Here is a 13341-nt window from a genome sequence, read left to right on the forward strand (position 1 = left end):
TATTAAAATTCAAATTGACTGGCAAGTTTTGTTATACCGATTAGCTCAATTAGACAAGTTGATTCAAAGCTTGATAGCGACCTAGCGCCAGCAAAGGAAAGTATTGTTGATAGAGATGATATTTGAGATAAAAATGGCAAGGGAAGCCAGTACCAGTAAAGTCCGCCTCAAACCAAGTACCATCCGGCTGTTGAGTTGTCACTAGGTAGTTAATTCCCCGTTCAATGGCATCAAGAACTAATTTACCACTAGCTTCACCTGCTGCTATCAACCCTATTATTGCCCAAGCAGTTTGAGATGCAGTACTATTTCCTTTTCCTTTGAGACTAGGATCATCATAGCTGCGGCAAGTCTCACCCCAACCACCGTCTGGGTTTTGACATCCCACTAACCAAGCGGCTCCCCGTTCTATACTGAGTTGATGCTTTTGAGGATCAATTAACGCCAAGGCTGACAAAACGCCACTGGTGCCGTAGATATAATTTACACCCCAACGACCAAACCAACAGCCTTCGGTTTCTTGTTCACGCAGAAGATAAGTTAGCGATCGCTCCAAATTACCACTATCAATTGACAAATCACAAGCACCCAGCATTTCTAGCACCCTAGCCGTAACATCTGCGGTGTTTGGATCAATCATGGCTTTCAAGTCCCCATAAGGAATCGAGTTAAGCCAATCTTGATCGTTATCCAAATCAAAAGCAGCCCACCCGCCTGGTTTACATTGCATAGATGCAATCCAGTTTAACCCACGAGCGATCGCAGCTTGCTTGATTTTCTCATTCGGAAGTTTCGCCAAATGTAGAGCCATCACCACCACCGCCGAGTCGTCTACGTCGGGATAAAAGCGATTGTCAAATTCAAAAGCCCAAGCCCCTGGTTTACCTTGGCGATTTTTGACAGCCCAATCTCCGTAGTCTAAAATTTGTTTTTGCAGCAACCATTCTCCAGCCTTTACCACAGCCGGATCATCTGGTGCAAAGCCAGATTCTACCAAAGCACGTATCGCCCAAGCTGTATCCCAGACAGGTGAAACACAGGGCTGTACTCGGTAGCTATCCTCGCTTTCAATGACAAAGTTATCAATTGCTTGCAAACCTCGTTCCACAATCGGATCGCTTCGGTCATAATCCAGACACCGCAAAGCCAGCATGGAATTTAGCATCGCCGGAATAATGCCGCCCCAGTCACCTGTAGCTTCTTGGCGCTCTAAAATCCACTTTTCGGCGGCTTTGATGCCTTCTTCACGAAAAGGTACTAAATTCAGATTTTCTGCCAGCTTGAACCCCCGATCGAGGGTGAGGAATAAATCTGTCCAATCGCCACTTTGGGGCAATTCCCACCGGACTCGATCAACACCTTCAAGGTATAGCTCATCTAAGTTGATAGCTGAGTCGGTGAGAAAAACAGGTTTGCGATCGCATACAATCAGTAATGGTACTGTACTGGAACGTGCCCAGCTAGACATCTCGTAAATATTGACAGGGAAAGCATTTGGCAACAGCATTACCCAAGCTGGTAGTGAGGGAATACCGCGCCAGTTGTAGCAGCCAATCAAGGCTAAGTGCAACTTGGTAAAAATCCGAGTTTTGCTGATTCCACCCCGTCGGAGAATAAAAGCTTGCGCCCGAATCATGTCCGGATCGGTTGCTGGTACACCTAGAAGTCTCAGCGCCATGTAAGCTTCAACCGAAGTGCTAATTTCTCCGCCATCACCATAGTAAAGTTCCCAGCCGCCATGCTGCCGTTGCTGTTGACGCAAATATGCTTCAACCTTGTGTAAAGGTCTGGTTTGGTCTGTTCCCCAAATTTTATGCAGCAGGACGACTTCAGCAGTGATGGTGACATTAGACTCTAACTCTGCCCACCAGTAACCTACGGGATTTTGAATCGAAAGCAAATATTGTTGGCTAGCGGCGATCGCTGTTGCGAGTTGATTGACTTCTACCCTGTCTTGTGTTTGCATCAAATACTATTTAACCTCAACACCCACTTATAAACACGGTAATACAATGAGTGAAAAAAATTTTTCCTCAATCAGTAGACATAGTATTCTGTCTGAGTCACTGAAAATTTGCAATAGGTCAGCCCCTTCGTAGGAATTAAAAATTAAATTCTTTTATTTTGAATTTTGAATTTTGAATTGGAGCAAAGCGACGGTCATGGATGTAATTGTATTAGGATTGATGCTCTTATCCTTGACAATTTGGTTAGGATTACTGTGTTTTAGGGGTCAGTTTTGGCAGTTAGACCAACAATTAGAGATTGGAGAAACTCCGCTAAAATCTTTGCCTGTGGTTTGTGCGGTAGTTCCAGCGCGTAACGAAGCTGAATTGCTACCAACCACCTTGCGATCGCTCCTACTTCAAGATTATCCTGGTTCTTTCAATGTCTTTTTGGTAGACGATCGCAGCACAGACCAGACAGCAAATTTTGCCGAAGGGGTTGCACACGCTGTCGGTAAACCCCAGCAATTGCATATTATCTCAGGTGAATCACTGCCTCTTGGTTGGTCTGGTAAACTTTGGGCAGTTGAGCAAGGTATAAAGAGCGCTAGTAAATTTGCACCTGACTATTTTTTGCTGACTGATGCAGATATCGAACACGATCCTGGTAATCTTCGCCGACTCGTAGCCAAAGCTGTGCAGGAAGATTTAGACATGGTTTCTGTAATGGTGCGACTTAGATGTGAAAGCTTTTGGGAAAAACTTTTGATTCCAGCTTTCGTCTTTTTCTTCCAAAAACTCTATCCTTTTCGCTGGGTGAATAATCCCAACAATCCCACAGCCGCCGCCGCCGGGGGATCTATTCTAATCGCCCGTGAAGCTTTAGAGCGAATCGGCGGTATTCAAGTCATCCGTCAAGCCTTAATCGACGATTGCGCCCTAGCTCAAGCTGTTAAGAGGAGTGGGGGAGTGGGGGATAAGGGGACAAGCCCAATCCCCAGTCAAGGGCGTATCTGGCTAGGATTGAGTACTTTAACTCTGAGTCTGCGTCCCTATGATTCCCTGGCGACGATTTGGGATATGGTTGCTCGTAGTGCCTATACCCAACTTAATTATTCTCGATTACTACTATTGGGGACTTTGGTGGGAATGCCTCTGATTTATCTAGTTCCACCGATGGGTGTGATTTTGGGCTTAGTTTGGGGTAATTGGACGATGTCTGGCGACAAGACGCATTACGTCTACGCACTTACAGGTTTATTAGGATGGTTATTAATGACCTTGGCTTACTACCCGACGATCCGCTTTTATAAATGTTCTCCTTGGTTAGCTTTTAGTTTACCTGCGATCGCCTTTATCTATACGCTGATGACTCTAGACTCAGCCCTACGTCACTGGCAAGGACGCGGCGGTGCTTGGAAAGGAAGAGTTTATCCCAACCCAGATAATTTCTAGTTAGAATAAAATTAAATTTCAAAATTCGGTAGTGCTAATCTAAAATTAAAGTAAGCCTAAAGTGGTTGATTAAAAGAGCTATGCCAACCGCAACACCAACAATTAATCCTGTTACTGTCCCTACAAAGCTGCCTTTTCTGGAGTCAATTTGTTGGCAGACTGCCGATGTGTATCGGTTTACTTCAGAACAAATGCTGAGTCGCTATGAGCGTGGTTGGCAATATCGCAACCTATTTAATAATCTTGAAGGTGAAGAACTCAATTTTCTTCAAGAACTTGCCAGACGCTATAAATCCTGGTTGCAAGTTTGTTTATGACCTTCAGGTTAGAACACCATAATCAAATTCTCACAGTTCTTGAACAGTTCTCAGACTGCGATCGCCAATACCTCAAGCATCAATTGAGAAGGCTGAAAAAGCATATCAGGTTATGCGCCCTTTGAAAAGAGCGATCGCACGCTTTCAGGAAAGACCAGATTACAGGGAGAAATGCTTTCTTGGTCTGCAAGTTGAGCAAGCTCAGATACCAAAAATTATCGACGGTATTGATTTACTCTCTACAGATTTAGGTTTATCTCACACTCCAAGGGCTTTTCGAGAACAACATGATATCCTTGCTGATTTAGAAACACAAATTAAAAAACAAGAAGATTCTTAAACGATTTATCCTCCATATCCAATGCCCAATGCCCAATACTTCTCTTCTTAGGCTGCGCCAACGGCAACTCTTGGAGACGCTACGCGTAGCAAGATCCCCGGAGGGGTACGCTCAGTACAAGTGCCCAATGCCCAATGCCCCTAAATCCTTGAAGCTGTTTCTTTAGTACTCGCAGTACCAACAGGCAATGGTTGAGCGGCTTTCAATACTGCATCCAGCAACCCTGGAAACAGCACCTCTAAATCTTCACGCCGTAGTATGTTAATATGATGTGTCCCTTCTTTGCGCGTCAAGACTATCCCCGACTCCCGCAAAATCTTAAAATGATTGGACATGGTGGATTTAGCGATCGCAAAATCAAATCTGGCACAGCATTGTTCCCCCTCAGTCGCCAGCAACCGCACAATCTCTAGCCGCACTGGATCGCCCAATGCATACAAAACTCCCGCTAAAGAAATATTTTTTCTATCTGGATGATAAATAAATCTCATACTTGCATTATCTCATCAGGTGGCATATATTTTTATTATTCGATATTATCGAATTATAGAATTAAATCAGGAAGGCAATTTATGTCATCCATTACAAATGTCACAGAAGCAACATTCAAGCAAGAAGTCTTGGAAAGTGCAATTCCGGTTTTAGTGGACTTTTGGGCACCGTGGTGTGGTCCTTGCCGGATGGTCGGTCCAGTGGTCGATGAAGTTGCTGCTGAATACGAAGGACAGGTGAAATTTGTGAAGTTGAACACAGATCAAAATCCTACTGTCGCCAGCCACTATGGAATTCGCAGCATTCCGACACTAATGGTTTTTAAGGGAGGTCGGCAGGTCGATACTGTCGTCGGCGCAGTTCCAAAAACTACCTTGAATAAGACCTTAGCACAGCATCTTTAATTTGAGTGGTGGGGACTGGGGACTGGGGATTGGGGACTGGGGATTGGAGATTGGGGACTGGGGACTGGGGATTAGGGAGAGACTTCTTCAATATTCTTTGTCCTCCTGATCCCTGCAAAGTCATGAGCGCCGAAAGTCGGCGCTCAGACTTTTCTCCTTGTCCCAGTACCTAGTACCTAGTCCCCAGTACCTAGTCCCCAGTCCCCTGCTCATTCTGTTTCAACTAACGGGGAAATAGTGAAATGGACTTGAAATTACATGGTAAATCCGCGTTGGTGAGTGGCTCTACCGCAGGTATTGGTTTAGCGATCGCTCTTGGGTTAGCTCAAGAGGGTGCATCAGTAATTGTCAACGGTCGATCTGAAGAAAGAGTAGCCCAAGCGATCGCTAAAATTCAGCAAAATACACCCGACGCGAAAGTTTCTGGTGTTGTTGCTGACGCAGCCACAGCATCAGGGATAGAACAACTTTTTCAAAAAGTTCCTCACGTTGATATTCTCATAAACAATGTCGGTATTTATGAGCCAAAAACCTTCTTTGATATTACCGATGAAGACTGGTTAAACATCTTTGAGGTTAACGTCCTCAGTGGAGTCCGTTTGAGTCGGCAATATCTGCAAAAGCAGCTAGAGCAAAACTGGGGGCGGATAATTTTTATCTCCAGTGAATCTGCGATTCAGATCCCAGTGGAAATGATTCACTACGGCACAACTAAGACAGCGCAGCTTGCCATTGCCCGAGGACTAGCAGAAATGACTGTGGGGACTGGAGTTACAGTAAACTCTGTCCTCCCAGGGCCAACCCGTTCAGAAGGCGTTGAAGAGTTTATCACCAAGCTGGCGCAGGAACGTGGTATTAGTCCAACAGAAGTTGAGGCTGAATTTTTTCAAAATGTGCGTCCAAGTTCCTTGATTAAACGTTTTGCAACTAATGAAGAAGTAGCAGCGATCGTAGTTTATCTTTCTAGTCCCGTAGCTTCAGCAACTAATGGTGCAGCTTTGCGGGTAGATGGTGGCGTTATTCGGTCGATTGTTTAGTAGACATAGGAGTGAAAAAGAATTGTTTTGACGTAGCACTGCTACGTCTCTAGAAGGGTTCTGGGTAACGCATATTTAATTTCACCAGATGTCTAGTTAATACCCTTTGTGTGGGACTGGGGAAAAGGAGAACAACCATACCCAATGCCCCATACTTCTCTTCTTAGGCTGCGCCAACGACTGCGCTCAGTACAAGTGCCCAATACCCAATGACTAAAATAATTTGGAGATAAAACCAATGACTACTGATATCAACTTATTCTCTTCTTATCAATTAGGGAATCTGGAATTACCTAACCGGATAGTGATGGCGCCCTTAACCCGAAATCGGGCAGGTAAGGGAAACGTACCATACGAACTTAATGCTACTTACTACGCTCAACGTGCTTCCGCCGGATTGATTATTTCCGAAGCAACACAGGTAACTCCTGAAGGACAGGGCTATCCCGCTACACCAGGAATTCATTCACCAGAACAGGTGGAGGGATGGAAGTTAGTAACCGATGCCGTACATCAGCAGGGAGGAAGAATTTTTCTGCAACTATGGCACGTAGGCAGGATTTCCCACCCTGATTTACAACCCAATGGAGCTTTACCTGTGGCACCTTCTGCTATTGCTCCGAAAGGTGAAGCTTCAACTTATGAGGGGCCAAAACCCTTTGTAACTCCCCGTGCTTTAGAAACTTCAGAAATACCGCAGATCGTCGAACAATACCGTCAAGGAGCGGCAAATGCTCTAGCAGCCGGGTTTGATGGCGTGGAAATTCACTCAGCTAATGGTTATCTAATAGATCAGTTTCTTCGGGATGGTACTAATCAACGTACAGATAAATATGGGGGTGACATTGAAAATCGTGCCCGATTCCTGTTGGAGGTGACAGAGGCGGTAACTAGTGTGTGGGATTCTAACCGAGTCGGAGTACGTTTTTCTCCTAGTGGGACTTTTAACGATATCCGTGACTCCAACCCCTTGGAAACATTCGGTTATGCAGCTCAAGCGTTGAACCAGTTTAATTTGGCATATCTACATATTTATGAGGCAACAGAGGCAGACATTAGACATGGTGGGGTAATTGTACCCACTAGTCATATACGCGATCGCTTTACAGGTACACTCATCGTCAATGGTGGTTATACTCATGAAAAAGGCGATGCTGTATTGGCAAAAAAAGCAGCAGATTTAGTTGCCTTTGGCACATTATTTATATCAAATCCCGATTTACCCAGACGCTTGGCTTTAAATGCACCACTAAATGAAGCAAATCAAGCAACCTTTTATGGTGGCGGTGAAGAAGGATATACAGACTATCCATTTTTGTCGGCTGCTAATTCCTATGGCGATCGCTAATCTGCTCTAATGGATTCACTGGCGATTACTCCACACATGAAGTTACTTGCTTGAAATAGGCACTGCGAGTAATTCAGTGGTAGGGATGGCGATGGAAGATTGAACAACTTTTTGCCACACTCAAAACAGCTTTCCTTGAGTTTAGAAGCAACTCAGTTAGAGTCTAGTGTTGCTATCCAACGCCTAACAATCCTTGCTTTGTCCATCCTGATTTTCTACAGTTAGAGCATCTATCGTATATCTAATTTAAAAATTGCGATCGCAACTAGGATTTTTGAGTCTAGGGAATGTCAAAATAATCCTAGATAATTTTTAAGCAACTAGGTGATCATCTTCTAATGACTCATTCCACTGATATCGCCACTTTAGCTCGTTGGATGGCAGCTGACTTTAGCAATCAAGAACAAGCTTTTGAAAATCCGCCTTTTTATGCCCATATCCGCGTCTGTATCCGTCCCCTTCCCTTAGAATTGTTCTCAGGGGTAAGTTTGTTTCTGGAGCAAGCGTATGATTTTATGCTCAATCAACCCTACCGAATGCGGGTAATGAAGTTGATTCAGACAGAAAACCACATTGCTATTGAACACTACACCGTTAAAGAAGAACAAAAATTTTACGGCGCATCTCGTGAACCCGAACGACTCAAAGAGTTGTCTGTTGAGCAATTGGAAAAAATGCCAGGTTGCAACATGATTGTAGAGTGGACAGGTAATAGCTTCAAAGGCAGAGTTGAACCTGGTAAAGGCTGCATAGTGGTTCGTGACGGCAAAAATACTTATCTGGATAACGAATTTGAGATTGACGCTAAAGAATTTTTTAGCCTCGACAGGGGAAGGGATTTAGACACCGATGAACGTCTTTGGGGTTCTATCGCCGGCCCGTTTCACTTTGTGCGTTGGAGTAATTTTGCCGATGAAGTCAAAGTGTAACAAGTGAGGAGTTAGGAGTTAGGAATGAGAAATTAAAACTCATAACTCTCATTAATCTGCTAAGAGTTGTTTGTAGCATCAAGTCAGCTTGCGATCAGAATTTTCTAGCGATCGCCTCAAGACTAGCAGAAACATCCAGTTAACCTACTATCTCTACCTCAGAATCCTATGCTATCATGGTTAAACTAGCATTCTATGGCTACTGAATGCCTACTAAGACATCTTAGGAAGATTAAAGTAGTTCAGGAAATCTTGCTGTGGCGGCATAGCCAAGTGGTAAGGCAGAGGTCTGCAAAACCTCCACCCCCGGTTCAAATCCGGGTACCGCCTTCTAAGAAATATAAGCACTACAGGGTTTTCAAGCCCTTTTTTATTGGGCGTTAAAGGCTTGTTTTCAAAGCCTTCAGAGATTTTTGGGGTTATTTTGGGTAAAGAACTGGGGTAAAAATGTAAGGTAGAGGTTTTTACCCCAATAGGTATTTCTGGGGTAAAACTGGGGTAAAGTGGAAAGATAAAGGTCTTTACCCCAGTTAATTACCCTTATGGAATCTCAAAAATCTCAAAGTATTGCCCGTCGGGGTTCAGTGCAGATTAAGAACTCTAACGGCAGTCTCCAATTAGTTTTTTCTCATCCTATTGTTACGCCGACGGGAGAGCTAAAAACCAAGCGTTTCTACCTTTCGACAAGGCACTACAATACAACTTTAGGAAGACATCAAGCATCGACTTTAGCGGCAACAATTCAGAGAGATATTGAGTATGGAGAGTTTGATGCCAGTTTAGCTAAGTACAAACCAGCAGTTTCATTAAGCACTGTTAGCCCGATTACGCCCATTAGTTCTTCAGTGAACCCCCAATATGACTTGGGAGAATTATGGGAAAAATACACTGAGTTTAAAAAACCACAGGTTAGTCCTTCTACTTACGCTGTTGATTATCGAAAGTATCGCAATCACATCGCCAGTTTCCCAAACAAAACATTGGATGATGCGATCGCAATTCGAGATTATCTGATTGCAAATCTCAGTGCTAATGCGGCTAAACGTACTTTGACAAACATAAATGCTTGCTGTGATTGGGCACTTAAAAGCCAGTTGATTACATCAAATCCCTTCCAGGGTATGGCAAAAGATATTCAGATACCGAAGTCAGAATCAGCAGAATATGAAATCAATCCATTTACTAAGGAAGAACGGGACAGGATAATTCAAGTATTTGAGGAGAGCAAACTCTACAGCTACTATGCTCCTTTAGTAAAATTATTATTTTTTACTGGGTGCAGACCATCAGAAGCGATCGCTCTACAATGGAAGCATATCAGTGATAGATACATTACTTTTGAGCAAGCAATTACCATCAGTACTAAAGGGTTAGCTCTGAAAGATGGATTAAAAACCCAAAGCCAAAGACGTTTTCCGATTAATAATCAGCAATGTGAAATTTTAGACTCTATCAAGCCAGAGAATTGTAACCCGGATGATTTTATCTTTAGAAGCAAGAAAGGCGGCATAGTAGACTTTGGAGATTTTCTCAATCATGCCTGGAAAGGTTACAAAAATCACCGTGGTACACATATAGATGGAATCGTAACTAAACTTGTAAAACAGGGTGTAGTCAGCGAATATCGCAAACCTTACCAATGCAGACACACTTTTATTACCCTTTGCCTAGAAGCTGATATTGATGCGAAGGATGTAGGAAGGTGGGTTGGTAACTCTCCAGAAATTATTTACAAGCATTACGCAGGTAATAAACGTAACCTACAGGTGCCAGAACTATAAATTTGTTGAATTAAAATATAGGCGATCGCCAGTCAGTAAGTCAAAAATTGCTAGTTCTTCTTCAGTGAGATTTTTTGCGATCGCTCTTTTATCTTCAACACCCAATTCTTGAGCAAAGTTAATCAAATCATTGAAGAATATCTGCACGTTGCGTGAGTCAGCATTGTATCGATCGCTGAAGGTGGTAGTGGTGGTGCTACACTGATCTCCATGATGATCGCTATTATGGCAGACTGCTCACAGCCCCAAGAACGGGGTGAAAGTTTTTGCTATATGCATACTCATTGAAAAACTTAAAAGTTAGGAGTGAAGAATTTAAACTCTTCACTCCTAACTTCCAAAAACGGGCGAGGAGGGATTCGAACCCCCGACACCGTGGTCCGTAGCCACGTGCTCTAGTCCACTGAGCTACACGCCCTCACCGACAATCTATATTAACACCTTCTAACCAAATGACGCAAGATAATTTTTCATCTAATTTTGACAACTTAACCCATCTAGATCATCAAGGACAGGCACAGATGGTAGATGTGTCTGATAAAGCACCCACCATTCGCCAAGCAGTAGCCGCCGCCAATGTGCGGATGCTGCCAGCAACCTTCGCTGCCATTCAAGCCGGAAATGTGCCAAAAGGGGATGTGTTGGCAACTGCAAGATTAGCTGGGATTATGGCAGCCAAGCAAACAGCTACTTTAATTCCTCTGTGTCATCCGTTGCCTTTGCAAAAAATCGCAGTCGAGATTATACCCGACACGCAACTACCTGGTTATCAAATTCAAGCCACAGTCAAAACCAAAGCTGAAACTGGTGTAGAGATGGAAGCCTTAACTGCCGTTTCTGTGGCTGCCCTGACTTTATACGATATGGCAAAAGCCTTAGAAAAGTCGATTCAAATTGAATCAATTCGTTTAATAAGTAAGAGTGGCGGGAAATCAGGAGATTATTAACAATTCAAAATTCCAGACATTTTCCGACTCTTATTTAGGCCACTCCTCACTCCCCAAGGGAATTGAAGAGTTTAATTTAACATTTGTAATAATTAGGGAAATAAACTCTCAATTGCGATTAACTTATGACTCCAGATGAGATTGAAACAGCTATGCTTGCAGCCTTTAATCGTTGTGATACCGCAAGCTGTCCTCTCACTGACACGCAAAAGCAGATATTACTGCAAGTTATAGAGCAAATTCAGGGAAATTCTACCTCTGGGATGTCAAATATTGCTAATCCCTTAGACGAACTTACCCCAGAGGAGTTAGAAGCGTTTTTACAATTTGTTAAGGATGAAGAACAACGCAACCGCACTTGGAAAGTGCAATTACTCAACGACTGGTTGCTGGAAAATGACTCGGGAACGGTACAATTTATTCGCCAACGCTATGGTTTACAGTGGCTCAATCGTGTTGAGTCATGTCATTTTGATAAGTATTCTTATTTTGAGGATGCACTAAAGTTAAGAGTAGGCGATCGCATTGAAGTTTCCAATGCATTATGGGAATGGGTGCAAGAAGATGGACCTTGTAAGCGGGAATGGTTTCCCTGTATGGTGATTAAGGTCGAGGAAATTAGCGATGTCTACGATGGGCTACGCCTACGCGATGATTTCTCTACTAATTGTGTTGTCCGCTTCTTCAACGGCGCTGAGTATGAAATTCAAGGCATCTATGAATGGAATCGCTATAACTGGCGCTGGCCTCAGAAGTACGTGTGATTACTTAACCTTTAGGTTGAAATAAAGTAATTTTCTACGCATCTAATAAATATTTCTACACCCATTGTCAAGGCGGTTTCGTCAAAATCAAATCGGGGATGATGATGGGGATACGCTAAGTCTGGGGAAATTACAGCGTGATCGCGTTGTACAATTGCTTGAGCACGAAGCCCAGGTAAGGAAGTTACTAAACGGGGTATACGAGGTAAATTTAATTTAAGTTAATAGGGATACTTAACATAATCTTTTCAATTTATAAAGGTTTTCGAGATTTGTAAAACAAATTAAACAGGGTAAAAAAACAGCTAATTTACACCTACTCAATTAATTCAAAAACTTCTCCACACATCTCACAAATATTTCCACACCCATTGCCAAGGCGGTTTCGTCAAAATCAAAGCGGGGGTGATGATGGGGATATGCTAAGTCTTTCGCGGGGTTAGCAGAACCTAAAAAGAAATAGCAACCAGGAACCTCTTGCAAGAAGAATGACATATCTTCAGCAGCCATAGTTTGGCATTCTGGCACAATACCCATTGGAGTTTCTACCACTTCTTCTGCTACAGTTCGCACCAATTCCGCCATTTTAATATCATTAATAACTGGTGGATAAAGTGACCAATATTCTAAGTCATAACTCGCACCATAACTCTGACAAGTTCCAGCAATAATCTGCTCGACACGCTCCTTGAAAAAACCTTTCAAACTAGGATTAAAATACCTGACAGTCGCACTCATTCTCGCTGTATCAGCAATCACATTCCGCTTGGTTCCCCCATGAAGTTCGCCCACCGTCACCACTGCTGAATCAATGGGATTAACATTCCGAGCGACAATGGTTTGCAGAGCATTCACAATTTGGGCAGCAACTACCACAGAGTCAACAGTTTGATGGGGTAGTGCGCCGTGTCCACCTTTGCCCAAAACTGTGCAGTTAAAGCATTCCACAGCTGCCATCAGCGCCCCAGCCCGGACACCCACTGTTCCTAAAGGCAAATTATTCCACAAGTGCAAACCAATAATCGCGTCAACATCAGGATTTTTCAGGACACCAGCTTCAATCATCGGCTTTGCGCCTCCTGGTGATTCTTCGGCTGGCTGAAAGATAATTTTCACCGTACCGGAGAAGTCTTGGCGATGCTGCTGGAGATAATAAGCCGTACCTAAAGCGATCGCTGTATGTCCATCATGTCCACAAGCATGCATCACTCCATCATGCTGGGATTTGTACGGCACTTCGTTGAGTTCTTGGATTGGCAAAGCATCCATATCTGCCCGAATCGCTAAAACTTTGTCATTGGGGAGTTTGTTACCTTTGATGGTGGCAACTATGCCAGTGTGGGCAATACCAATTTGATGCTCAATTCCCCATTCTTGCAGCTTTTGTGAGACCAACTCAGCCGTCAGTTTTTCTTGAAAACCCAACTCTGGTTGTTGATGCAATCGCCGCCGCCACTCTACTAATTGTGGTTGCAATGAGCGGATCGCTAGTCGGATGCGAGATAGATCAACAGAAGAGGAATTGGGAAAGGTAGAAACCATTATAAAGACAAACTAGTTTAAGTACAGCTAACGCAAGTT

The 13341-nt window shown here is 43.5% G+C and carries 14 protein-coding genes, 2 tRNA genes and 1 pseudogene; 12 read left to right on the top strand and 5 right to left on the bottom strand.

All coding sequences use genetic code 11. The annotated features are described in order from the left end of the window. Positions 1–49: 49 nt before the first annotated feature. The gene (gene shc / locus V7K97_RS09120) at positions 50–1966 is read right to left on the bottom strand and encodes a squalene--hopene cyclase (protein ID WP_334800721.1); all 1917 of its coding nucleotides are present in this window, start codon (positions 1964–1966) and stop codon (positions 50–52) included. A gap of 196 nt (positions 1967–2162) precedes the next feature. Between shc and V7K97_RS09125 the strand changes: the two genes are divergently transcribed. The 3 genes from V7K97_RS09125 to V7K97_RS09135 all read left to right on the top strand — a co-directional run bounded on the left by V7K97_RS09125 (position 2163) and on the right by V7K97_RS09135 (position 4058). Beyond that, positions 2163–3401: a glycosyltransferase gene (locus tag V7K97_RS09125; RefSeq protein ID WP_334800554.1), complete on the top strand. Its 1239-nt coding sequence runs from the start codon at positions 2163–2165 to the stop codon at positions 3399–3401. 80 nt (positions 3402–3481) lie between these two features. Beyond that, positions 3482–3718 carry a hypothetical protein gene (locus V7K97_RS09130; protein WP_334800556.1) on the top strand — a complete coding sequence of 79 codons (237 nt, stop codon included), beginning with the start codon at positions 3482–3484 and terminating at the stop codon, positions 3716–3718. 112 nt (positions 3719–3830) lie between these two features. Beyond that, positions 3831–4058 (top strand): hypothetical protein, encoded by a 228-nt coding sequence (locus tag V7K97_RS09135; RefSeq protein WP_334800557.1) that lies wholly within the window; start codon positions 3831–3833, stop codon positions 4056–4058. 140 nt (positions 4059–4198) lie between these two features. Here V7K97_RS09135 and V7K97_RS09140 read toward each other — a convergent pair whose 3' ends face one another. Continuing rightward, on the bottom strand, positions 4199–4549 hold the full coding sequence (locus tag V7K97_RS09140; RefSeq protein WP_334800558.1) for an ArsR/SmtB family transcription factor: 351 nt from the start codon (positions 4547–4549) through the stop codon (positions 4199–4201). Positions 4550–4630: 81 nt separating this feature from the next. Between V7K97_RS09140 and trxA the strand changes: the two genes are divergently transcribed. From trxA to V7K97_RS09175, 7 genes and pseudogenes are all read left to right on the top strand, one after another. Next, positions 4631–4954, top strand: coding sequence for a thioredoxin (gene trxA, locus V7K97_RS09145; protein WP_334800559.1), 324 nt, complete (start codon positions 4631–4633; stop codon positions 4952–4954). Positions 4955–5196: 242 nt separating this feature from the next. After that, the gene (locus V7K97_RS09150) at positions 5197–5991 is read left to right on the top strand and encodes an SDR family NAD(P)-dependent oxidoreductase (protein WP_334800560.1); all 795 of its coding nucleotides are present in this window, start codon (positions 5197–5199) and stop codon (positions 5989–5991) included. Between the two features lie 238 nt (positions 5992–6229). Then, positions 6230–7339: an alkene reductase gene (locus V7K97_RS09155; protein WP_334800561.1), complete on the top strand. Its 1110-nt coding sequence runs from the start codon at positions 6230–6232 to the stop codon at positions 7337–7339. A gap of 13 nt (positions 7340–7352) precedes the next feature. Beyond that, positions 7353–7552, top strand: a pseudogene (locus V7K97_RS09160) (IS4-like element ISSysp3 family transposase); the annotation flags it as partial. 125 nt (positions 7553–7677) lie between these two features. Then, positions 7678–8268 (top strand): chromophore lyase CpcT/CpeT, encoded by a 591-nt coding sequence (locus V7K97_RS09165; protein WP_334800562.1) that lies wholly within the window; start codon positions 7678–7680, stop codon positions 8266–8268. A 259-nt stretch (positions 8269–8527) separates the two neighbouring features. Then, positions 8528–8598 (top strand) — tRNA-Cys (locus tag V7K97_RS09170). 212 nt (positions 8599–8810) lie between these two features. Further along, positions 8811–10049 carry a tyrosine-type recombinase/integrase gene (locus V7K97_RS09175; RefSeq protein ID WP_334800563.1) on the top strand — a complete coding sequence of 413 codons (1239 nt, stop codon included), beginning with the start codon at positions 8811–8813 and terminating at the stop codon, positions 10047–10049. On the opposite strand, the gene V7K97_RS09180 is transcribed toward V7K97_RS09175, so the two are convergent. Next, positions 10044–10196 carry a hypothetical protein gene (locus tag V7K97_RS09180; RefSeq protein WP_334800564.1) on the bottom strand — a complete coding sequence of 51 codons (153 nt, stop codon included), beginning with the start codon at positions 10194–10196 and terminating at the stop codon, positions 10044–10046. The genes V7K97_RS09175 and V7K97_RS09180 overlap by 6 nt on opposite strands. 197 nt (positions 10197–10393) lie before the next feature. Then, positions 10394–10467 (bottom strand) — tRNA-Arg (locus V7K97_RS09185). A gap of 34 nt (positions 10468–10501) precedes the next feature. On the opposite strand from V7K97_RS09185, the gene moaC reads away from it, so the two are divergent. After that, positions 10502–10996: a cyclic pyranopterin monophosphate synthase MoaC gene (moaC, locus tag V7K97_RS09190; protein WP_334800565.1), complete on the top strand. Its 495-nt coding sequence runs from the start codon at positions 10502–10504 to the stop codon at positions 10994–10996. 125 nt (positions 10997–11121) lie between these two features. Next, positions 11122–11760 carry a hypothetical protein gene (locus V7K97_RS09195; protein WP_334800567.1) on the top strand — a complete coding sequence of 213 codons (639 nt, stop codon included), beginning with the start codon at positions 11122–11124 and terminating at the stop codon, positions 11758–11760. 324 nt (positions 11761–12084) lie between these two features. Here the strand turns inward: V7K97_RS09195 and V7K97_RS09200 are convergent, their stop codons facing one another. After that, entirely contained in the window at positions 12085–13302 is a 1218-nt protein-coding gene (locus tag V7K97_RS09200; protein WP_334800568.1) for a M20 metallopeptidase family protein, read from the bottom strand. Positions 13303–13341 lie beyond the last annotated feature (39 nt).

Source organism: Nostoc sp., assembly GCF_036917815.1.
Classification (GTDB): domain Bacteria; phylum Cyanobacteriota; class Cyanobacteriia; order Cyanobacteriales; family Nostocaceae; genus Nostoc.